This window comes from Agromyces agglutinans (assembly GCF_009647605.1).
GTDB lineage: Bacteria > Actinomycetota > Actinomycetes > Actinomycetales > Microbacteriaceae > Agromyces > Agromyces agglutinans.
The window spans coordinates 618,106-639,816 of record NZ_WJIF01000001.1 but is presented as its reverse complement, the minus strand read 5'-3'; the positions used below and the strand labels follow the sequence as shown (position 1 = coordinate 639,816).

Here is a 21,711-nt window from a genome sequence, read left to right as displayed (position 1 = left end):
TTCGGGCGGAGTGCCCGGGCATCACGCTACGAAGGCGGGAGGGGTCGTCGCAGAAGACGACCTACAAGATTCCGCTCGCGACTTTGGACGAGCGCCGGTCTCGACCGTCGGCCTCGGGCGCTGCCCTCAGGCGGCGGCCTCGAGCTCGGCGCGCGCGATCGAGGGAACCTCGCCGTCGGCCGATCCTTCGGCGTCGGTACGGGCCGGCTCGGTCCACACGACCAGCGGCGCCGGCGTCCATGCCAGGGCCATCGACTCCTCGCCCTCGGGCACGACCACGGCGACGGTCTCGCGCTCGTCGAGGATGACGCGCGTGAGGTCGGCCGCGATCTGGTGCGTCACCACGGCGTCGAAGATGCGATCGGTGTCTTCGGGCGTGCGTCGCACGAGCGCCCACTGACCGTTCGCGCCGATGAACTCGGCGAGCTTGGCGTTGAGGAGCTCGAAGATGTGCTCGCCGCGGAGATCGGCAGCCGATTCGCGAGGCTTCGGTGCGGCGTGAGCGGCGGCCTCGGCTGCGAGTCGTGCACGGCGGCGCCAGCGGCGGAACATCGGTGGCTCCTTTCGGAGGTACGGCGCGGGCGGCAGGGTGCCCGGTCCGCCAAGTCTCGTGCACGCGCGCGGGGTCGCGCCAACTGACACGCCGTCGGGTCAGGACCCCAGTTCGCCGTCCTTCGCGTCTTCGGCCACGGTGCCGATCGCGATGGCGAGGCTCGCGGCCCAGGAGATCCACATCAGCAGCAGACGCCAGTCGCGCGGACCGGCCGCCGTGGCTCGGACGACGCCGATTCCGCTGAAGATCGCACTGACCACGGCCCCCGAGAACAGGTACTTGCGCATGCCGCCACGCTACCCGTTCGCCCGGGCGCGCTGGGAGTCATCCGTGAATCTGACCGATCGGACAGGGACTGACCGATCGGTCACTAGCGTCGAAGCATGCCCTCCGTGATCCCTCCCGCGTCACGCGTGCGCGCCGCCGACGAGTTGAAGCAGGCCGCGCTCGAACAGTTCGCGAGCGTCGGGTTCGCGGCGACCTCCCTGCAGTCGATCGCCGACCACGCCGGCTACGCGAAGTCGAGCGTGCTGTACCACTACGCGTCGAAGGACGCGCTGCTCGAAGCCGCCATCGAGCCCGCGGTCGCGGCGTTCGAGGGCATCCTCGACGACTTCCTCGCCGCTCGCGGCAGCGGACGCCGGCGCGTGCTCGTCGACCGCGTCGTCGACCTGCTCCTCGAGCACCGCGAGGCGGTGCACGTCTTCCTCATCCAGGGGCAGAGCCTCGCCGAGCTGCCGATCATCGCGCGAGCGAACGCTGCGGTGCGACGGCTCGCGAACGCGATCGGTCGCGAGCGGGAGTCGGTCGCCGACCAGGTGCGCTTCGGGATCGCCCTCGGCGGTGCGGCCTTCCTGTTGACCGCAGGCCGCACCTTCGCCGACGCCGAGACCCTGCCGGCCGACGACGAGCTGCGCACGGCCCTGCGCGGCGTCCTCGCAGAACTGCTCGTGCGGCGAGGCCGTCACGACGCCACCACGACCGACCACGACTGAGAGAGACCCCGTGGCACTGCTGCTCCACCGCATCGGACGATTCGCCTACCGACGGGCGTGGGTCGTCATCGCCGCCTGGGTGCTCGCCCTCGGCGCCCTGCTCGGGCTCGGGCTGGGCGTCGGCGGCCAGCTGCAGGAGTCGTACTCGATCCCCGGCACCGAGTCGCAGGAGGCGATCGACCAGCTCGCCGCCGTCTTCCCGCAGACCGCGGGCGCGTCGGCCAAGGCGGTGCTCGAGGCGCCCGAGGGCGATTCGGTCGAGGATGCCTCGAACCGCGCCGCCATCGAGGCGATGGAGGCCGACCTCGAGCAGGTCGACGGGGTCGCGAGCGTGCTCGGCCCGTTCGACGAGTACGCGGGCGACCAGGTCTCCGACGACGAGCGCACGGCGTACATCCAGGTCACGTTCGAGGGGCAGTCGACGGACGTCACGCCGGCCTCGCTCGACGCGGTCACCGACACCGGCGCGATCGGCGAGGACGCGGGCCTGAGCGTCGCCTTCGGGGGCGAGGTCTTCCAGGAGACGACCTTCGGGCTCACGGTCACCGAGCTGCTCGGCGTGGCGTTCGCCGGTGTCGTGCTCGTCATCACCTTCGGGTCGCTGCTGTCGGCCGGGATGCCGCTGGTGACGGCGCTCGTGGGCGTCGGCGCCGCCTTCGGCGGCATCTCGCTCGTCGCCGCCTTCGCGACGGTCTCGAGCACGGCGCCCATGCTCGCCGTCATGATCGGCCTCGCGGTCGGCATCGACTACGCGCTGTTCATCCTCTCGCGGCATCGCACGCAGCTCGCGCGCGGCCAGGACCCGGAGGAGAGCGCGGCCGAGGCCGTCGCGACCGCGGGCGGCGCGGTCGTGTTCGCCGGGCTCACGGTCATCATCGCGCTGCTCGGCCTGCTCGTGGTCGGCATCCCGTTCCTGAGCGTCATGGGCGTCGCCGCCGCGTTCGCGGTGTTCATCGCCGTGGCGGGCGCGCTCACCCTGCTGCCCGCGCTCATGGGCCTGCTCGGCCGGCGCCTCGCGCCGAAGGCCGGCGGCCGCACCGCGCGCCGCGCGCTCGCGGCCGACGACGGCGGCAAGCCGACGATGGGCCGCCGATGGGTGCAGACCGTGCTGAAGGCGCCGGTCGTGTTCGTCGTCCTGGTCGTCGGCCTCCTCGGTACCGCCGCGATCCCGGCCGCGAGCCTCGACCTGAACCTGCCGGCCGGCAGCGGCGAGGCCGGCTCCAGCCAGCGCGAGGCGTACGAGATGATCGAGGCCGGGTTCGGCCCCGGGTACAACGGCCCGCTCATCGTGACGGTCGACATCACGCAGACGACCGACATCTTCGGCGACCTCGACGCGATCGCCGACCGGCTGGACGAGGTCGACGGGGTCGCCTACGTCGGCCAGGGGCTGCCCAACGAGACCGCCGACACGGCGATCATCCAGGTCGTGCCCGACAGTGCCCCCGACGACCCAGCGACGAAGCAGGTCGTGCAGGACATCCGCGACCTCGAGCCGTCGATCCGGGCCGACCTCGGCACGCCGATCGCGGTCACGGGGTACACCGCCGTCGCGATCGACATCTCGCAGCGCCTCGACGACGCGCTGCTGCCGTTCGCGCTCATCGTCGTCGGCCTGTCGATCGTGCTGCTGCTGATCGTGTTCCGGTCGGTGTTCGTCCCGGTGAAGGCGGCGCTCGGCTTCCTGTTGTCGGCGTTCGGCGCCATCGGCGCGACCGTCGCCGTGTTCCAGTGGGGTTGGGGCGCCGAGCTCCTGCACATCGAGCCGGGGCCGATCCTGAGCTTCCTCCCGATCCTGCTGATGGCCGTGCTCTTCGGCCTCGCGATGGACTACGAGGTGTTCCTCGTGTCGGGCATGCGGGAGGAGTACGTGCGCAGCCGGCAGCACGGCGGTGAGGGTCGGCCGCGCGAAGCCGTCGTGCACGGGTTCCAGCACGCCGCGCGAGTGGTCACGGCGGCCGCGCTCATCATGTTCTTCGTCTTCTTCGCGTTCGTGCCCGAGGGCTCCGGCGTGATCAAGGGCATCGCGTTCGCGCTCGCGATCGGCGTCGCGTTCGACGCCTTCCTCGTGCGGATGACGCTGGTGCCCGCCGCGATGGCCCTCGCCGGCCACGGCGCGTGGTGGCTGCCGAGGTGGCTCGCCCGCGTGCTGCCCGACGTCGACATCGAGGGGGTGGGCCTTCGCGCCCACCTCGACCAGGCCGAGTGGGCCAGGTCGCAGCCGGCCGCGGTGCGCGCCGACGGCGTCGTGTTCGGCCTGCCCGATCGGCCGATCGGCCCGCTCGACGCGGAAGTGCCCGCAGGAGGCCTCCTCCTCGTGGAGGGCGACCCCGTCGACCGCCGGGTCGTGCTCGCGACCCTCGCCGGCCGGCTCGACCCGGTCTCAGGCCGGCTCGCCGTGCTCGACGAACCGCTGCCGACCGCGGCGGGCAGCGTCCGCCGCTCGGTGGCGATCGCCGAGCTCGACGCCGGTTCCGACGCGGCGGCGCCCCGCACGGTGGGGGAGGCGATCGCCTCGCGTGCCGACGCGACGCGCCCCTGGTACCGGCTCACGCCGCGCCGCAGCGTCGTCGACGACTGGACCGACCGCCTCGCGGCGGCATCGGCCGGCGCTGCCGGCGAGGCATCCGCCATCGAACGCGACACCCCGATCGCCGCGCTCGGCGCCGTCGACCGGGCGCTCGTGGCGCTCGCCGGCGCGCTCGCCGAGCGCCCCGCGGCGGTCGTGATCGACCTCGACGACGAGACCGGCGCCGAGTCCGCCGGATTCTGGCGGTCCGCGGCCCGGCTCGTGCCCGCGACGACGACGGTCGTCGCCGGCGTGGCGGCCGGCCACGACGCGAGCCCGTACGCCGGCCGCGGCATCCGAACCATCCAGACCCGCGTCCTCGAGGAGGCCACCCGATGAGCTCCAGGCTCCAGGCGCTGTTCGGCAGCACCCCCAAGCAGCGGCGGCTGCGCTTCGGCGCGCTGCTCGCCACCGTCGTCGTCGTGCCGCTGGCCGTCGCGGGGCTCGTGTCGGGCGCCCTCGGCGGCGCCGCCGACCGGCTCGAGACGATCCCGGCCGTCGTCGTCAACGACGACGAGATGGTCACCACCACCACGCCCGACGGCGAGGAGCAGGCGGTGCTCGCGGGCCGGCTGCTCGTCACCGAGCTCACGGGCGACGGCGTGACCGGCTTCGACTGGACGATCACCAACGACGAGGATGCCGCGGCGCGGCTCGCGGCGGGCGACGCCTACGCCGTGCTCACCATCCCCTCGGACTTCTCGTCGTCGATCACGTCGATGTCGGGATCGGACCCCACGAAGGCCGGCCTCACCATCCGCACCGACGACGCCCACGGCTACCTCGCCGGTGCCGTCGCGCAGTCGGTCGGCACCGCGATGAGCGCAGCCTTCGGGCAGGAGATCACGGCGCAGTACCTCGAGGGCTTCTACGCGAACCTCGCGACCCTGGGCGGTTCGCTCGGCGACGCCGCCGACGGCGCGACCGAGCTCTCCAGCGGAGCGGGCGCGCTCGCGGGCGGCGTCGGCCGGCTCGCCGACGGTGTCGCGCAGGCGGCGACGGGAGCGACGGATGCCGCGGCCGGCGCATCCGCGTACGCCGGAGGGGTCGGGCAGTTCGCCGACGGGGTGACCGCCTACACGCAGGGCGTCGACGGCATCGCCGGCGGACTCGGGCAGACGAGCTCGGGGGCGCAGGGACTCGACGCGATCTCCGACCAGTGGGACGCCTACACGGGCGGCATCGCCACGGGCGTCGCGCAGGTCGACACCTACCTCGGCCCCGCGTCGGACCAGCTCAACGACTTCGTCGCCGCGAACCCCGAGCTCGTCGAGGAGTTCCCCGAGATCGCGGAGGCGGCCGCGACCGTCACCGGCGTGCGCAGCCAGCTGCAGGGCCTCTCCACGGGCGGACAGCAGCTCGCGGCCGAATCGCGGGGTGCGATCGACGAGCTGCAGGCCGGCCTGTCGACGCTCGCGTCCGGAGCCGCCCAGGTCTCCGCCGGCTCGCCCGCGATCCGCGACGGCGCGAGCGGCCTCGCCACGGGCGCCGACCAGCTCGCGGGCGGCGTCGACGAGCTCGCCACGGGGCTCGGCCAGCTCTCGTCGGGGGCGTCGGAGGCGGCAGCCGGTGCGACGCAGCTCGCGAGCGGCACGACGGAACTCGCCGACGGAATCGCGCAGGGCGCCGAGGGCGCTTCCGCCCTCACCGGCATCGACGCCGAGCGCACGGCCGACGTCGTCGCCGAGCCGGTCGTCGTCGACACCGCGCGCGACCACGAGATCGGCTCCACGGGCGGCGTCATCGGCATGCTCTTCGTGCCGATCGGGCTGTGGATCGGCGCGCTCGCGCTGTTCCTCGTCTTCCGGCCGATCTCACGCGACGCGCTGCGCAGCACGGCGTCGACGGGCGGACTCGTGTGGCGCGCGCTCGCGCGCGCCGCGCTCGTCGGCCTCGCGCAGGCGGTCGCCGTCGTCGCGCTGCTGCACACCGCGCTCGAGGTGTCGTGGACGCTGCTGCCGCAGACGCTCGCGTTCGCCGCCCTGCTCGCGCTCGTGTTCACCGCGATCCACGCGTTCCTCACGACCTGGCTCGGCCGCGCGGGCCTGCTCGTCTCGCTCGTCCTCGTGGCGCTGCAACTGGCCGCGACCGGCGGCCTCTACCCCGTCGAGGTGCTGAGCGGGCCGTTCCAGGTGCTGAGCCCGTTCCTCCCGTTGACGTGGGCGGTGCAGGGCATGCAGGCCATCATCTCGGGCGCGGCGGGCGGGGTCGTGGCGTCGGCCGCGGGCGTGCTCGCCCTGTTCGGCCTGGGCGGCGTACTGCTCACCGCCGCGGTGGTCGCGAGGCGCCGGGGCATCCGCTCGACCGGGCTCGTCGCGGCAGCGCTCGGATGATACCCCAGGCGTCCTTGCGGCGTCGCCCGTCGGCGGCGCCGAGAGCCCGGCTGTTAGCCTGAGGAGAGCGCGAGGAGGCAGACGCCGCGATGACGAACACCCCCGAACCAGACGACCTGTACGTCGACCAGGCCTACGACATGGTCGTGGTCTCGAACCGGCTGCCGGTCGACTACCGCGAAGCCGAGGACGGCTCGACCGAGTGGCGCAGCTCGCCCGGCGGGCTCGTGACGGCCCTCGAGCCGATCATGCGGGCCGCCGACGGGGCATGGGTCGGCTGGGCGGGCGTCGCCGATCGCGAATTCGACCCGTTCGAGCGCGACGGCATCTCGATCATCCCCGTGCCCCTCTCGGCCGCCGAGATCGAGGACTACTACGAGGGCTTCTCGAACGACACCCTCTGGCCGCTCTACCACGACGTGATCGCGCCGCCGTCCTTCCACCGCGAATGGTGGGAGGCATACGTGCGCGTCAACCGGCGCTTCGCGGAGGCCGCGGCCCGCGCCGCCGCCGAGGGGGCCGTGGTCTGGGTGCAGGACTACCAGTTGCAGCTCGTGCCGAAGATGCTGCGCGAGAGCCGGCCCGACCTCGTCATCGGCTTCTTCAACCACATCCCGTTCCCCGCCTACGGGATCTACTCCCAGCTGCCCTGGCGCAGCCAGGTCATCCAGGGCCTGCTCGGCGCCGACGTCATCGGGTTCCAGCGCGCGGCCGACGCCGGCAATTTCACGCGTGCGGTGCGGCGCCTGCACGGCTACACGACCCGCGGCTCGGTCATCGAGGTGCCCGACGAAGACGGCGGCGTGCGCCACGTCGTGGCCCGGCACTTCCCGATCTCGATCGACGCGGCCGGATTCGAGGAGCTCGCGCGGCGCCCCGAGGTGCAGGAGCGCGCCCGGCAGATCCGCGAGGAGCTCGGAAACCCCCGCACGATCATGCTGGGCGTCGACCGGCTCGACTACACCAAGGGCATCCGGCATCGCCTGAAGGCGTTCGGCGAACTGCTGCGCGACGGCCGCATCTCCGTCGAGGACGCCACGCTCGTACAGGTCGCGAGCCCGTCGCGCGAGCGCGTCGAGACGTACCGCCAACTGCGCGACGAGATCGAGCTGACCGTCGGGCGCCTCAACGGCGACCACTCGACCCTCGGCCACCAGGCCATCGCCTACCTGCACCATGGCTATCCCCGCGAGGAGATGGTCGCCCTCTACCTCGCGGCCGACGTCATGCTCGTGACCGCCCTGCGCGACGGCATGAACCTCGTCGCGAAGGAGTACGTCGCCTGCCGGTTCGACGGCGACGGCGTGCTCGTGCTGAGCGAGTTCACGGGCGCCTCCGACGAGCTGCGCCAGGCGGTGCTCGTCAACCCGCACGACATCGAGGGCCTGAAGGACGCGATGGTCGAGGCCGTCGCGATGCCGAAGAAGGAGCGTACGCGCCGCATGCGGGCCCTGCGCAAGCGCGTGCGCGACAACGACGTCGCGAACTGGTCGGCGACGTTCCTGAAGGCCCTCACCGGGTCCGGCGCGGTCGCCGCCGGCATCCCCGACACGCTCAGCGCCGCGGTGCGCACGCTCGCGGGCACCGAGCGCCTGCTCGTCGCCCTCGACTTCGACGGCACGCTGGCGCCGCTCGTCGACCGCCCCGAAGACGCGCGCGCGACCGAGCGCGCGCTCGCCGCCATCCGGCGGCTCGCGGCCATCGACGACACCAGGGTCGCCATCGTCTCGGGTCGCGCGCTCGACAGCCTCGGCCAGGTCGCCGCGGCGCCCTCGGGCACCATGCTCAGCGGATCCCACGGCGTCGAGCTGAAGCTCGACACCGGGCCGATCCAGCTCGACCTGCGCGAGGCCGAGCTCGCCAACCTCGACCGGCTCGCCGAGATCGTCGACACCGTCGCCGCCGGTTCCGAGGGCGCCTGGATCGAGCGCAAGCCCGCCGGGCTCGCGCTGCACACCCGGCGGCTGAACGCCGCAGACGGGCTCGCCCTGCAGCAGGACGCCCGGCGCCGCGTCTCGGCGGAACTGCTCGGCATCACGGTGCGCAGCGGCAAGTCGGTGCTCGAGTTCGCGGTGCGCTCGAGCGACAAGGGCGAGTCGCTGAACCGCCTGCGCCAGCACATGGGCGCGAGCGCAGTGCTCTACGTCGGCGACGACGTCACCGATGAAGACGCATTCGCCGTGCTCGAGGGCTCCGACGTCGGCGTCAAGGTCGGCCAGGGCAAGTCGCTGGCGTCGCACCGCGTGCGCAGTCCCGAGGAGGTCGCCGAGCTCCTGGACCGCCTCGCGGAGGAGCGCGAGCAGGCGCGCGGAGGGGCATCCGGCTGGACATAGACTCGTTCCATGTCCTCCCAGATCGACCCCAAACCGCGTAGCCGCGTCGTCACGGACGGCATCGAAGCCATGACCAGCCGGGGCATGCTCCGCGCCGTCGGCATGGGCGACGCCGACTGGGACAAGCCGCAGATCGGCATCGCGAGCTCGTGGAACGAGATCACCCCCTGCAACCTCTCGCTCGGCCGCCTCGCGCAGGCCGCGAAGGAGGGCGTGCACGGCGGCGGCGGCTACCCGCTGCAGTTCGGCACCGTCTCCGTCTCCGACGGCATCTCCATGGGCCACGAGGGCATGCACTTCTCGCTCGTCTCGCGCGAGGTCATCGCCGACTCGGTCGAGGTCGTCATGCAGGCCGAGCGCCTCGACGGCTCGGTGCTGCTCGCCGGCTGCGACAAGTCGATCCCGGGCATGCTCATGGCCGCCGCGCGCCTCGACCTCGCGAGCGTGTTCCTCTACGCGGGCTCGATCGCGCCCGGGTGGGTGCGCCTGTCCGACGGCACCGAGAAGGACATCACGATCATCGACTCGTTCGAGGCGGTCGGCGCGGTCAAGGCCGGCAAGATGAGCGAGGCCGACGCGAAGCGCATCGAGTGCGCATTCGCCCCGGGCGAGGGCGCCTGCGGCGGCATGTACACGGCGAACACCATGGCCTCGGTCGCCGAGGCGCTCGGCCTCTCGCTGCCGGGCTCGGCCTCGCCGGCCTCGGCCGACCGCCGCCGCGACTACTACGCGCACCGCTCGGGCGAAGCCGTCGTGAACCTGCTGAAGCAGGGCATCACGGCCCGGCAGATCCTCACCAAGGAGGCGTTCGAGAACGCGATCGCCGTCGGCATGGCCCTCGGCGGCTCGACGAACATCGTGCTGCACCTGCTCGCGATCGCCCGCGAGGCCGAGGTCGAACTCACCCTCGACGACTTCAACCGCATCGGCTCGAAGGTGCCGCACATCGGCGACCTGAAGCCCTTCGGCAAGTACGTCATGAACGACGTCGACCGTCGCGGCGGGGTGCCCGTGCTCATGAAGGCGCTGCTCGACGCGGGCCTCCTGCACGGCGACGTGCTCACCGTCACGGGCAAGACGATGGCCGAGAACCTCGCCGAGCTCGACCTCCCGCCGCTCGACGGCGAGGTGCTGCACGCGCTCGACGACCCGATCCACGAGACGGGCGGCCTCACGATCCTGCACGGATCGCTGGCCCCAGAGGGCGCGGTCGTGAAGACGGCCGGGTTCGACGCGGCCGTGTTCGAGGGTCCCGCCCGCGTGTTCGAGCGCGAGCGCGCGGCGATGGACGCGCTCACGAACGGCGAGATCGGCCACGGCGACGTGGTCGTCATCCGTTACGAGGGCCCGAAGGGCGGCCCGGGCATGCGCGAGATGCTCGCGATCACGGCGGCGATCAAGGGCGCCGGGCTCGGAAAAGATGTACTACTCTTGACGGACGGTCGATTCTCAGGCGGCACAACCGGACTGTGCATCGGCCATCTGGCACCCGAGGCGGTCGACGCAGGTCCGATCGCATTCGTGCGCGATGGTGATCTGATACGGGTCGATATCGCAGCTCGTTCCATCGATCTACTTGTCGATGATGCCGAGCTGGCTGCCCGCCGTGAAGGCTGGGCTCCGCTTCCCCCGCGCTACACCCGAGGCGTCCTCGCGAAGTACTCCAAGCTCGTGCGTTCCGCCGCCGAAGGCGCCACGACGGGCTGAGTGCTGCGCTCATCCGCACACACCGTCCAGCAAGAAGGAACCGCATGACCACGGAATCCTCACCCGTGCCATCGCCCGCCGGCCTCAACACCGGCGCGCCCGAGATCCTCACCGGCGCCCAGGCGGTCGTCCGCTCGCTCGAGCTCATCGGCATCACCGATGTGTTCGGGCTGCCCGGCGGGGCCATCCTGCCGGTCTACGACCCGCTGCTCGACAGCCGCCGGCTGCGGCACATCCTGGTCCGCCACGAGCAGGGCGCCGGCCACGCGGCCGAGGGCTACGCCTCGTCGTCGGGCAAGCTCGGCGTCGCGATCGCGACCTCGGGGCCAGGCGCGACGAACCTCGTCACGGCGATCGCCGACGCCCACATGGACTCGGTGCCGATGCTCGCGATCACCGGCCAGGTGTTCTCGAACCTCATGGGCACCGACGCCTTCCAGGAGGCCGACATCGTCGGCATCACGATGCCGATCACCAAGCACAGCTTCCTCGTCAAGCGCCCTGAAGAGATCCCCGCGACCATCGCGGCCGCCGTGCACATCGCCACGACCGGTCGACCAGGCCCCGTGCTCGTGGACATCACGAAGGATGCCCAGCAGGCCGAGTTCGCGTTCAGCTGGCCCCCGAAGGTCGAGCTCCCGGGCTACCGGCCGATCACCAAGGCGCACGGCAAGCAGGTGCAGGCCGCCGCGCAGCTGATCGCCGACGCCAAGCGGCCCGTGCTCTACGTGGGCGGCGGCGTGATCCGCTCGCGCGCCTCCGAGGAACTGCTCGCCCTCGCCGAGGCGACCGGAGCGCCGGTCGTCACCACGCTCATGGCGCGCGGCGCGTTCCCCGACTCGCACCGCCAGCACCTCGGCATGCCGGGCATGCACGGCACGGTGCCCGCGGTGCTCGCCCTCCAGGAGGCCGACCTCCTCGTCGCCCTCGGATCACGCTTCGACGACCGCGTCACCGGCAAGGCGGCGCTGTTCGCCCCCGAGGCCAAGGTCGTGCACGTCGACATCGACCCTGCCGAGATCTCGAAGATCCGCACGGCCGACGTGCCCATCGTGGGCGACCTCAAAGACGTCCTGGTCGACCTGCTCGCCGCGTACCGCGACACGACGTCGGGGCAGGCGAGCGACCTGGCCGAGTGGTGGGCGACGCTCGACGGGCTCCGCGAGGAGTTCCCGCTCGGCTACAGCCAGCCCTCCGACGGGCTGCTCGCGCCGCAGTACGTCATCGAGCGCATCGGAGCGCTGACCGGCCCCGAGGGCGTATACGCCGCAGGCGTCGGCCAACACCAGATGTGGGCCGCGCAGTTCATCAAGTACGAGCGGCCGAACTCGTGGCTCAACTCCGGCGGCGCCGGCACCATGGGCTACGCCGTGCCAGCGGCCATGGGCGCGAAGGTCGCCGAACCCGACCGCGTGGTCTGGGCGATCGACGGCGACGGCTGCTTCCAGATGACCAACCAGGAACTCGCGACGTGCACGCTGAACGAGATCCCGATCAAGGTCGCGGTGATCAACAACTCGTCGCTCGGCATGGTGCGCCAGTGGCAGACGCTGTTCTACGACGGCCGCTACTCGAACACCGACCTGAACACGGGGCACGACAGCGTGCGGGTGCCCGACTTCGTCAAGCTCGCCGAGGCGTACGGCGCGCTCGGCATCCGCGTCACGAAGCCCGAAGAGGTCGACGACGCGATCAAGCTCGCGCTCGAGACCAACGACCGCCCGGTCGTGATCGACTTCGTCGTCTCGGCCGACGCGATGGTGTGGCCGATGGTGCCGCAGGGCGTGTCGAACAGCTACATCCAGTACGCCCGCGACCACGCGCCGGCTTTCAGCGAGGAGGACTGACCATGTCGACCCACGTGCTCTCCCTCCTCGTCGAGGACAAGCCCGGCCTGCTCACCCGGGTCGCCGGCCTCTTCGCCCGCCGCGGATTCAACATCGAGTCGCTCGCCGTGGGCCACACCGAGATCGAGGGGCTGTCGCGCATCACGGTCGTCGTCGACGTCGAGGACCTCCCGCTCGAGCAGGTGACCAAGCAGCTCAACAAGCTCGTCAACGTCATCAAGATCGTCGAGCTCGACCCCGCCCAGTCGGTGCAGCGTGAGCACCTGCTGATCAAGGTGCGCGTCGACAACACGACCCGTTCGCAGGTGCTCGAGGCCGTGAACCTCTTCCGCGCTCGCGTCGTCGACGTCGCGACGGACGCGCTCGTGATCGAGGTCACCGGCGACTCGGGCAAGACCCAGGCGCTGCTGCGCGTGCTCGAGCCCTACGGCATCAAGGAGATCGCCCAGTCGGGCCTCCTCGCCATCGGCCGCGGCGGCAAGTCCATCACCGAGCGCGTCTTCCGCAGCTGAAGCGCGTCTTCCGAAACTCACCAGACCACCACCAAGGAGAAAGAACAGCATGGCTGAGATCTACTACGACAAGGACGCCGACCTCTCGCTCATCCAGGGTAAGAAGGTCGCCGTCATCGGCTACGGCTCGCAGGGCCACGCGCACGCGCAGAACCTCCGCGACTCGGGCGTCGAGGTCGTCATCGGCCTCAAGGAGGGCTCCAAGTCGGCTCAGAAGGCCGAGGAGGCCGGCTTCGAGGTGAAGACCGTCGCCGAGGCATCGGCGTGGGCCGACGTCATCGTCATCCTCGCGCCCGACCAGTTCCAGCGCCACATCTACGCCGACTCGGTCAAGGACAACCTGAAGGCCGGTGACACCCTGGTCTTCGGTCACGGCTTCAACGTCCGCTTCGGCTACATCGAGGCGCCCGAGGGCGTCGACGTGATCCTGGTCGCGCCGAAGGCGCCGGGTCACACGGTGCGTCGCGAGTTCGTCGCCGGTCGCGGCATCCCCGACATCATCGCCGTCGAGCAGGATGCCTCGGGCCAGGCCTGGGACCTCGCGAAGTCGTACGCGAAGGCGATCGGCGGCACGCGCGCCGGCGTCATCAAGACGACCTTCACCGAAGAGACCGAGACCGACCTGTTCGGCGAGCAGGCCGTGCTCTGCGGCGGCGTCTCGCAGCTCGTGCAGTACGGCTTCGAGACCCTGACCGAGGCGGGCTACCAGCCGCAGATCGCGTACTTCGAGGTGCTCCACGAGCTCAAGCTCATCGTCGACCTCATGTGGGAGGGCGGCATCTCGAAGCAGCGCTGGTCGGTCTCCGACACCGCCGAGTACGGCGACTACGTGTCGGGCCCCCGCGTCATCGACCCGAGCGTCAAGCAGAACATGCAGGCGGTGCTCGCCGACATCCAGGACGGCACGTTCGCCAAGCGATTCATCGACGACCAGGACAACGGGGCCAAGGAGTTCCTCGAGCTCCGCGCGAAGGGCGAGGGCCACCCGATCGAGGAGACGGGCCGCGAGCTGCGCAAGCTCTTCGCCTGGAACGCCGACAACGACGACGACTACGTCGACGGCGAGGTCGCGCGCTAGACACTCGTCGGTCGAGGAGCGGAGCGTATCGAGACCCGTCGCGTGGTCTCGGTACGCTCCTTCGTCGCTACTCGACCGCCGGGGCCGCCGATTGCGACCCGGCCGGGCCGCTACGCTGACTCGGTGACCACGCGCCCCCTTCCCATCGAGATCGCCGTGCAGGACGCCGCGGGCGCCCGCCTCGCCCTCGAGTCGGGCGCGGCGCGCGTCGAGCTCTGCCAGGCGCTCGGCCTCGGCGGGCTCACCCCGTCGGCCGGGCTGATCGAGGCCGTCGCGACGCTCGCGGCGGATGCCGGTGCGTCGCGGTTCGTGCACGTGCTCGTGCGTCCGCGCGGCGGCGGGTTCGTCTACGACGACGACGAGCTCGACCTGGTCGTGCGCGACATCCGGCACGCCGCCCGGCTCGGCGCCGACGGCGTGGTCGTCGGTGCGCTCCGGGCCGACGGCGAGCTCGACCTCGCCGCGATCGCGCGGTTCGTCGACGCCGCGGGCGACCTCGACGTGACGGTGCACCGCGCGGTCGACGCCTCCGCCGACCCCGTCGCCGGCGTCGAGGCGCTGCGCGCCGCGGGCGTGCGCCGCGTGCTGACCTCGGGCGGCGCGGCGGACTGCCGCACAGGCCTCGAGACGCTCGGTCGCATGGCGGAGGCATCCGGTGCGCTGGAGGTCATGGCGGGCGGCGGGGTGCGCATCGTCGACATCGACGGCCTCGCGGCAGTCGGCGTCGACGCGGTGCACCTCTCGGCGCGCGGCACGACGACCCGCGGCGGTGCGAGTGGTCCGGGCGGCGGCGTCGACGGGTTCGACATCACCGACCCGGGTCTCGTGCGGGCCGCGATCGCGGCGGCATCCGTTCGCGCTCGCGACTGACGCGCTTCGCCCGCCGTTCACGCGCGTTCGGCGTGCCCGACGCCGGTCGTTCACCGCGGCTCGCGACGCTCGGTGCGTGACGCGAACGACGCCTCCGTCCGGTCCGAATCCCGCTTCCTCCCTTCGGCATCCAGCCGCGCTCTTCGCCGTCGCGGTGCTCGTGCCGGCGCTCGTCGCCGTCGGCGTCGTACCCGGCACGGCGCCGGCCGCAGCGCTCGGCGCCACCGCGGCTCCGGCCACGCCGGCGTCGGCCTCCGCCACGCCGCCGGCCGCCGCAACGCCGGGCCGGGGCGTGGTCATCGCCGAGCTCGCCAACGGCGGCACGGGCTCTCGCTCCGACTCCTTCTTCGAGCTCGAGAACACGGGCGACGAGCCGGTCGACCTGACCGGCTGGGAGGTCGCCCGGTGCAGCGCGCAGGGCCTGCGTGCCAACACCGGCCGGTCGGAGGCCGACCTCACGGGCGTCGTGCTCGCCCCCGGCGAGCGGCTGCTCGTCGCGCGCACGGGCAGCGACCTCGGCGGCGCGCAGCCCGACGCGGTCTTCACGCAGCCGTTCGCCGACGCGGGCTTCGGGCTGCTGCTGCTCGACCCGTCCGATGGGATCGCCGACGCCGTGGCGGTGTATCCCACGGAGCCGTGGCCCACCACGAGCGAGTGCAGCCTCCACGGCAACCTGCCGAACGCCCTCGCCGCGGCCCTCGGCGAGAGCTGGCAGCGCGTGAGTCGCACGGGCGACGCCAGGGCCGACTTCGTGCGTGCGCGAGCGACACCAGGGGCCGCGAACGTGACGGCGCCGAACGACCTCGACGTCGACCCGGCCCGCGGCTTCGTCGACCCACCGGTGCGCATCGCCGAGGTGGCCGCCGCCGGGCCGGGCTCGGGCGACGACGAGTTCGTCGAACTCGTCGCGACGACCGCACCGGTCGACCTCTCGGGCTGGCGCCTGCTCACGTGCGGTCCCACGGGCCGTGTGCCCGCCGACCGGCCGGCGACCGTGTTCGATGACGGCACCCGCCTCGAGCCGGGCCGCCGCCTCGTGGTCGCGACGAGCGGCGCCGATGTCGAGTCAGACGCGACCACCCGCCTCGGCCTCGACGCGCGCGGATTCGGCGTGCTCCTCGCCGACGACGAGGGCCGCCGCGTCGACGGCATGGCCGCATCGGCGTACGGCGATTCGGCGTGCCAGAGCGGCGACGAGAAGCTCGGCGTGCTCGTCGACGGCCGCACGGGCGAGTCGTGGCAACGCGTCGGCCCGGGGCGGGGGAGCACCGCCTGGTCGGTCGCCCCGCGCACGCCGGGCGCCGTGAACGCGACCACGGCGCGGAGCATCCTCGACGACGGCTTCGCCTACCCCTCCGCACCGGACGTCGTGATCACCGAGCTCGCGACCGACCCGGCGGACCTGCCGGCCGGGTACGAACGACGCAACTTCGTCGAGCTCGCGAACCTGGGCGACACGGCGGTGGATGTCTCGGGCTGGCAGCTGGTGCGCTGCACCGCGGCCGGTGCGCGCGCGCTCTCGGGCGGCGAGACGATCCCGCACGGCACCACGCTCGCGCCGGGCGCCACCTGGACGGCGGCCCTCGTCGGTACGCCGCTCGCCGGAGCGGCCGACGTCGTCGTGGACGAGGGCTTCGACTTCCGCGGCACGGGCGTCTGGCTGTCGGATGCCTCGGGCCGGCGGGTCGACAGCGTCGGGGTGTACCGGGCGAACGAGATGGACTTCAGCGTCGAGCGGCCGAGCCCGTGCACGAAGGGCCTGTCGCTCGTGACCTTCGAGCCCGACCGGGCCCGCGCCGAGACCTACCAGCGGTCGGCGTTCACCGGCAACGACGCCGACGACTTCGTGGTGGCGCCGGCGTCGCCGGGCGTCGGCCGCCCGGTGGCCGTGCCCGACCCGATCGTGGCCGCGCGGCGGGGAGCCGAACGCGAGGTCGCGCGGACCGTGGCCGCGCAGGAGTCGGCCGAGCGTCGGAGGGCGGCCCGTCCGGCGGCCCTCGTCGATCCCGGCGGCGTCGAGGGGGTCGAGCCCGGCGCCGAGCCGGGAGGCGAGCCGGCTACGGAGCTCGCACTTCTCGGGGCGTGGCGCGGGGCATCCGACGAGCCGCTGCGCGAACGCTCGGGCGTCGGCGAGTCGGTGCTCGCGACGGCCGGCGCAACCGGGGCGGAGGTACGCGACGACGGTTTCGTGCTGCCCTACCTGCGGCTGCGGGTGGCGAGCGCCGACGCCGCGCTGCCGCTCGACGCGGGCGTGCACGTCGGCTGGCGTGGGAGCGCCGAGCCCCGCACCGCGGTTCGGCTGTCGACGTGGCGCGAGTCCGACCGGGCGTGGCATCCGCTCGACGAGCGCACGGCGGGTGACGACGGCCGCGTCGAGCTCGCCGGGACGATCGCCGCCGACGACCTCGGGGCGGAGGCATCCGTCGACCTGCTCGTGCAGGTGGTGCCGCGCGCGACGACGCTGCGTCATGCCGACGCCGGCGGATTCGACGACGCCGCCGAGTACGACCTCGCGATCAGCCATCTCACCGACACGCAGTACCTCGCCGAGGCCTACCCCGAGACCTACGCCGAGGTCGTCAGCTGGGTCGCGGCGAACGCCGGCCTGCGCGAGATCGCGTTCGCGACGCACACGGGCGACCTCGTGCAGAACTGGGTGAACCCCGACCAGTCCGAGGCGGTCGCGCGCCGCGAGTTCGAGACGGCGTCGCGCATGCAGGCCGTCCTCGACGACGCCGGCGTGCCGAACAGCGTGCTGCCCGGCAACCACGACACCAAGCGCGGCACGACGAGCGACCTGTTCAACGAGTACTTCCCGCCCTCGCGATATTCGAGCGAGCCCTGGTACGGCGGCTCGATCGCGCCCGACGACCAGACGGCGAACTTCTCGCGGTTCGAGCGTGCGGGCGCGAAGTTCCTCATGCTCTCGCTGCCCTACGCGTACGGCGAGCGCGAGATCGCGTGGGCCGAGGCCGTCGTGGCCGCGCACCCCGACCGCAACGTGGTGCTCTCGACGCACGAACACGTCACGCCGAAGGAGGTCGACGAGTCCGCCCGGCGCTCGACGTCGTCGCGGTGGCTGTCGCGGGCCGACGAGCTCTGGGAGCGCGTGATCGCACCGAACCGCAATGTCGTGCTCGTGCTCTCGGGCCACTTCCACGGGCTCGGCGCGATCGTCACCGAGGACGCTGGCGGCCTGCCCGGCCATACCGTCACCGAGCTCGTCGCCGACTACCAGGAGTTCCGCACCCACGACGGGGCTCGCGCGACCGGGTTCCAGCGGTTGCTGCAGGTGGACCTCGCGGGTGGCACGATCGGCGTCGACGCCTACTCGTCGGGACTCGACGCGCACGCGAGCCACCCGTACGACTACGTGCAGTTCGACCCGGAGCGCGGCGACGCGGAGGGCATCTCGGAGATGCGGCCCTGGAACATCGTCGAACGCGGCGTGCAGGGCCGCTACACGGCCGCCGACGACGAGTTCGCCGTGGGTTCGGTGCGCTTCGCGTACGCGAAGTCGCTGACGACCGAGGCGGTCGTCGCGACCCGTTCGGGCGGGGCGGCGCCGGCTCGATAGGGTGGGCGCATGACCCGCGATCCCGACGACGACGACGCGCTGCGCTGGGAGGGCGACGACGATCCGACCCTCGCGCCGGGGTGGAAGCGCGTCGGCGGGCCGGACTCCGAGCCCTCGACCGTCGACGCGGCGTCGGACGGCGAGCGGCATGCCGCCGATGAGCCGGCCGCTCCCGGCGAACGGCCCTCGAACGCGACGACGACCGCTGCGACGCCGGATGCCACGCGCCAGGCCGGTTCCGTCGAGCTGATCGTGCTCGGCGTGCTCGGCGGCGTGTACCTGCTCTACACGGTCGGGTGGCTGCTGACCGTCATCCGAACGGATGCCCCGGGCACGAGCATCGTCGGCGACGCGATGTACCTCACGGGGCTCTGGCTCGCGGTGCTCGCCCCCGCGCTCTGGTTCGGGTTGGTGTTCGCGCTCGTCTCCCGGCGGGCGCTGCGCCTCGTCTGGCTCGCCGTCGGCGCGATCGTGCTCGTGCCGCTGCCGTTCGTGCTGGGGGTGGCCGCATGAGCGGGGCCGAGGCATCCGCACCCGTGGAGCGCAGCGGGGGCACGCCGTTCTGGCTGCAGGTGACGCTGGCCGTCTTCTTCGGGCTGTTCTTCGCCTACGACCTGTGGGAGGTCGTCGAGAGCCTCGTGCAGATCCTGTCGTTCGGTCTCGGGTTCACGCCGCTCGGCTGGGCGCTCATGGTCGTCGCGCTGCTCGCGCCGATCGGCCTGTTCGCGGCTGCCTTCGTGCTCGGGCGCCGGCGCTCGCTGCCGATCTCGATCGCGTGCTACCTCGGAGGCCTGGCCGTCTCGGCGGTCGTGTTCACGTCGACGACGGTCCTGCTCGGTGTGAGCGCCGCCGTCGTCGCGCCCTGAAGCCGGGCGCAGACTGCGCCCGGCGCTTCCGGGCGGGGCATCCGGCGTCACACGGCGAAGCGCGCACGCCGGCCTCAAGTAGCATGGCCGGGTAGGCGCCCCCGACGGCGTGTGGCGCATCCCACCGCAAGCCGCCGCTTCGCGCGCGCGGCGCATCGCCCCGAAGGAATCGTTCGTGTCAAAGCCGGTCGTGCTGATCGCCGAAGAACTCTCGCCCGCCACCGTCGACGCCCTCGGGCCCGACTTCGAGATCCGCAACGTCGACGGCACCGACCGCTCGGCCCTGCTGTCGTCGATCGCCGATGCCGACGCGATCCTCATCCGCTCGGCCACGCAGGTCGACGAAGAGGCGCTCGCCGCCGCGCCGAAGCTGAAGGTCGTGGCCCGCGCGGGCGTCGGCCTCGACAACGTCGACGTGAAGGCCGCGACCACCGCCGGGGTCATGGTCGTGAACGCGCCCACGTCGAACATCATCTCGGCGGCCGAGCTCACGATCGGCCACATCCTGAGTCTCGCCCGCCACATCCCGGCGGGCCACGCGTCGCTCAGCGCGGGGGAGTGGAAGCGCTCGGCCTACACCGGCACCGAGCTGTTCGAGAAGACGGTCGGCATCATCGGGCTCGGCCGCATCGGTGCACTCATCACCGCCCGCCTGCAGGCGTTCGGCATGCAGGTGATCGCCTACGACCCGTACATCACCGAGGCGCGGGCGCAGCAGTTGGGCGTGCAGACGGTCACGCTCGACGAGCTGCTCGAGCGCAGCGACTTCATCACGATCCACATGCCGCGCACGCCCGAGACGCTCGGCATGATCGGCACCGAGCAGCTCGCCCGCATGAAGCGCACCGCCTACATCGTGAACGTCGCGCGCGGCGGCCTCATCGACGAGCAGGCGCTGCACGACGCGCTGGTCGCCGGCACCATCGCCGGTGCCGGCCTCGACGTCTTCGTCACCGAACCGCCGCGCGAGTCGCCGCTGCTCGGACTGCCCAACGTGATCGTGACGCCGCACCTCGGCGCCTCGACCGAAGACGCGCAGGAGAAGGCGGGCATCTCGGTCGCGAAGTCGGTGCGCCTCGCGCTCGCGGGCGAGCTCGTCCCCGATGCGGTCAACGTCGCCGGCGGCGTCATCGACCCGTACGTGCGCCCCGGCATCCCGCTGGTCGAGAAGCTCGGCCAGTTCTTCTCGGCGCTCGGTCACGGTGCGCTCACGAGCCTCGACATCGAGGTGCGCGGCGAACTGGCCGACTACGACGTCAGCGTGCTCAAGCTCGCCGCGCTCAAGGGCGTCTTCACGAACGTGGTGTCCGAGACCGTCTCGTACGTCAACGCGCCGCTTCTCGCCGAGCAGCGCGGCGTGCAGGTGCGACTCATCACCGAGCGCGAGAGCCCCGAGTACCGCAACGTGATCACGTTGCGCGGCGCGCTTGCCGAGGGTCGCCAGGTCTCGGTGTCGGGCACGCTGACCGGCACGAAGCAGGTCGAGAAGCTCGTCGGCATCGACGACTACGACATCGAGGTGCCGATCGCGAAGCACCACATCGTCATGCGCTACACCGACCGCCCGGGCATCGTCGCGGTGTACGGCGGCGCGTTCGGCGAGGCCGGCATCAACATCGCGGGCATGCAGATCGCGCGCCGCGAGGCGGGCGGTCAGGCGCTCAGCGTGCTCACGGTGGACTCGCCCGTGCCCGCCGAGGTGATCGAGCGCGTGCGCGACGCCATCGAGGCGAGCACCATGCTCGAGATCGACATCACCGAGGACTAACCTCGGTCTCCGAAGGGCCGCACGCGTTCGTGTGCGGCCCTTCGGCATGCTGGTGCGGCGTCAGTCGCCGGATGCCTCGCCCCCTGCCGCCGGGCCGGGGGATGCCTCGCCGCGGGCGATGCGCTCGAGCAGGCTGACGAGATCGTCCATCTGCGCCGGGGCGATCGCGGCGACATCGGCGTCGGCGCCTTCGGTGGCCTCCGCGCGCAGGGCGGCGTGGTAGTAGAGCCCGTCGCCGATCAGGGTCACGGCGAGCGCGAGGCTGGGATCGCCGATGTCGCGGCCGAGCGCGGCCAGCCAGCGCTCGCGCACCTCGTCGATCGCGGTGGCGGCAGCGCGGTCGCCGCCCTGCGCGAGACGCACGGCCGCCACGAAGGTGCGGTCGAGCGGGGTCTCGAGGTCGACCGACGAGCGCACGAAGTACGAGATGGCGCCGTCGGGGGCGTCGTGGATGCGCTCGACGTCCTCCTCGACGAGCCGGTGCAGGCGTTCGACGAGTCCCGCGATGAGCGCCTGGCGCGAACCGAAGTGGTAGAGCAGGCCGCCCTTCGAGACGCCGGCCTCGCGCGCGGTGGCCTCGAGGGTCGCGGCGCGCTCGCCGGAGGACCCGATCAGCCGTTCGAAGGCGTCGAGCACGGCGTCGCGGGCGGCGGGAGGTCGGCTCATGAGTCCAGTGTGGGGGACGCGGCCATGGCAAGTCGGT

Annotated in this window: 16 protein-coding genes; 13 read left to right on the top strand and 3 right to left on the bottom strand. The window is 72.4% G+C overall.

Annotated features, from left to right (window positions below; translation table 11 throughout):
* Nucleotides 1-126: 126 nt before the first annotated feature.
* Both GE115_RS02980 and GE115_RS02975 read right to left on the bottom strand, forming a co-directional pair.
* Nucleotides 127-552 (bottom strand): hypothetical protein, encoded by a 426-nt coding sequence (locus tag GE115_RS02980; RefSeq protein WP_153683251.1) that lies wholly within the window; start codon nucleotides 550-552, stop codon nucleotides 127-129.
* 99 nt (nucleotides 553-651) lie between these two features.
* Entirely contained in the window at nucleotides 652-840 is a 189-nt protein-coding gene (locus GE115_RS02975; protein ID WP_153683250.1) for a hypothetical protein, read from the bottom strand.
* A gap of 96 nt (nucleotides 841-936) precedes the next feature.
* Here GE115_RS02975 and GE115_RS02970 point away from each other — a divergent pair, with 96 nt between their 5' ends.
* The 13 genes from GE115_RS02970 to serA all read left to right on the top strand — a co-directional run bounded on the left by GE115_RS02970 (nucleotide 937) and on the right by serA (nucleotide 21,008).
* Nucleotides 937-1,548, top strand: a complete 612-nt coding sequence (locus tag GE115_RS02970; protein WP_153683249.1) for a TetR/AcrR family transcriptional regulator — start codon at nucleotides 937-939, stop codon at nucleotides 1,546-1,548.
* Between the two features lie 10 nt (nucleotides 1,549-1,558).
* Nucleotides 1,559-4,456: an MMPL family transporter gene (locus tag GE115_RS02965; protein ID WP_153683248.1), complete on the top strand. Its 2,898-nt coding sequence runs from the start codon at nucleotides 1,559-1,561 to the stop codon at nucleotides 4,454-4,456.
* Nucleotides 4,453-6,450 carry a YhgE/Pip family protein gene (locus GE115_RS02960; RefSeq protein WP_153683247.1) on the top strand — a complete coding sequence of 666 codons (1,998 nt, stop codon included), beginning with the start codon at nucleotides 4,453-4,455 and terminating at the stop codon, nucleotides 6,448-6,450. The genes GE115_RS02965 and GE115_RS02960 overlap by 4 nt, the downstream gene beginning before the upstream one ends.
* An 89-nt stretch (nucleotides 6,451-6,539) precedes the next feature.
* Nucleotides 6,540-8,783, top strand: a complete 2,244-nt coding sequence (locus GE115_RS02955; protein WP_153683246.1) for a bifunctional alpha,alpha-trehalose-phosphate synthase (UDP-forming)/trehalose-phosphatase — start codon at nucleotides 6,540-6,542, stop codon at nucleotides 8,781-8,783.
* A 9-nt stretch (nucleotides 8,784-8,792) separates the two neighbouring features.
* The gene (ilvD, locus tag GE115_RS02950; RefSeq protein ID WP_153683245.1) at nucleotides 8,793-10,490 is read left to right on the top strand and encodes a dihydroxy-acid dehydratase; all 1,698 of its coding nucleotides are present in this window, start codon (nucleotides 8,793-8,795) and stop codon (nucleotides 10,488-10,490) included.
* A 44-nt stretch (nucleotides 10,491-10,534) separates the two neighbouring features.
* On the top strand, nucleotides 10,535-12,337 hold the full coding sequence (locus GE115_RS02945) for an acetolactate synthase large subunit (RefSeq protein ID WP_153683244.1): 1,803 nt from the start codon (nucleotides 10,535-10,537) through the stop codon (nucleotides 12,335-12,337).
* A 2-nt stretch (nucleotides 12,338-12,339) separates the two neighbouring features.
* Complete coding sequence (ilvN, locus tag GE115_RS02940) at nucleotides 12,340-12,849, top strand: acetolactate synthase small subunit (RefSeq protein ID WP_172979654.1); 510 nt, start codon at nucleotides 12,340-12,342, stop codon at nucleotides 12,847-12,849.
* A 49-nt stretch (nucleotides 12,850-12,898) separates the two neighbouring features.
* On the top strand, nucleotides 12,899-13,927 hold the full coding sequence (gene ilvC, locus GE115_RS02935; RefSeq protein WP_153683243.1) for a ketol-acid reductoisomerase: 1,029 nt from the start codon (nucleotides 12,899-12,901) through the stop codon (nucleotides 13,925-13,927).
* A 123-nt stretch (nucleotides 13,928-14,050) separates the two neighbouring features.
* Nucleotides 14,051-14,797 carry a copper homeostasis protein CutC gene (locus tag GE115_RS02930; protein ID WP_312854843.1) on the top strand — a complete coding sequence of 249 codons (747 nt, stop codon included), beginning with the start codon at nucleotides 14,051-14,053 and terminating at the stop codon, nucleotides 14,795-14,797.
* Between the two features lie 76 nt (nucleotides 14,798-14,873).
* Nucleotides 14,874-18,374, top strand: coding sequence for a lamin tail domain-containing protein (locus GE115_RS02925; protein ID WP_153683242.1), 3,501 nt, complete (start codon nucleotides 14,874-14,876; stop codon nucleotides 18,372-18,374).
* Nucleotides 18,375-18,383: 9 nt separating this feature from the next.
* Complete coding sequence (locus tag GE115_RS02920; protein WP_153683241.1) at nucleotides 18,384-18,887, top strand: DNA polymerase III subunit gamma/tau; 504 nt, start codon at nucleotides 18,384-18,386, stop codon at nucleotides 18,885-18,887.
* Nucleotides 18,884-19,240 (top strand): hypothetical protein, encoded by a 357-nt coding sequence (locus tag GE115_RS02915; protein ID WP_153683240.1) that lies wholly within the window; start codon nucleotides 18,884-18,886, stop codon nucleotides 19,238-19,240. The genes GE115_RS02920 and GE115_RS02915 overlap by 4 nt, the downstream gene beginning before the upstream one ends.
* Nucleotides 19,241-19,415: 175 nt before the next feature.
* Nucleotides 19,416-21,008 (top strand): phosphoglycerate dehydrogenase, encoded by a 1,593-nt coding sequence (serA, locus tag GE115_RS02910; protein WP_312854842.1) that lies wholly within the window; start codon nucleotides 19,416-19,418, stop codon nucleotides 21,006-21,008.
* 60 nt (nucleotides 21,009-21,068) lie between these two features.
* Here the strand turns inward: serA and GE115_RS02905 are convergent, their stop codons facing one another.
* On the bottom strand, nucleotides 21,069-21,674 hold the full coding sequence (locus tag GE115_RS02905; protein WP_153683239.1) for a TetR/AcrR family transcriptional regulator: 606 nt from the start codon (nucleotides 21,672-21,674) through the stop codon (nucleotides 21,069-21,071).
* Nucleotides 21,675-21,711 lie beyond the last annotated feature (37 nt).

Bases quoted from the DNA above. Each gene is read 5' to 3' on its own strand.
- GE115_RS02960 (WP_153683247.1), top strand. From the start codon at position 4,453: ATGAGCTCCAGGCTCCAGGCGCTGTTCGGCAGCACCCCCAAGCAGCGG.
- GE115_RS02970 (WP_153683249.1), top strand. From the start codon at position 937: ATGCCCTCCGTGATCCCTCCCGCGTCACGCGTGCGCGCCGCCGACGAG.
- ilvD (WP_153683245.1), top strand. From the start codon at position 8,793: ATGTCCTCCCAGATCGACCCCAAACCGCGTAGCCGCGTCGTCACGGAC.
- GE115_RS02955 (WP_153683246.1), top strand. From the start codon at position 6,540: ATGACGAACACCCCCGAACCAGACGACCTGTACGTCGACCAGGCCTAC.
- GE115_RS02920 (WP_153683241.1), top strand. From the start codon at position 18,384: ATGACCCGCGATCCCGACGACGACGACGCGCTGCGCTGGGAGGGCGAC.
- GE115_RS02975 (WP_153683250.1), bottom strand. From the start codon at position 840: ATGCGCAAGTACCTGTTCTCGGGGGCCGTGGTCAGTGCGATCTTCAGC.
- GE115_RS02905 (WP_153683239.1), bottom strand. From the start codon at position 21,674: ATGAGCCGACCTCCCGCCGCCCGCGACGCCGTGCTCGACGCCTTCGAA.
- ilvC (WP_153683243.1), top strand. From the start codon at position 12,899: ATGGCTGAGATCTACTACGACAAGGACGCCGACCTCTCGCTCATCCAG.
- GE115_RS02980 (WP_153683251.1), bottom strand. From the start codon at position 552: ATGTTCCGCCGCTGGCGCCGCCGTGCACGACTCGCAGCCGAGGCCGCC.
- GE115_RS02915 (WP_153683240.1), top strand. From the start codon at position 18,884: ATGAGCGGGGCCGAGGCATCCGCACCCGTGGAGCGCAGCGGGGGCACG.
- ilvN (WP_172979654.1), top strand. From the start codon at position 12,340: ATGTCGACCCACGTGCTCTCCCTCCTCGTCGAGGACAAGCCCGGCCTG.
- GE115_RS02945 (WP_153683244.1), top strand. From the start codon at position 10,535: ATGACCACGGAATCCTCACCCGTGCCATCGCCCGCCGGCCTCAACACC.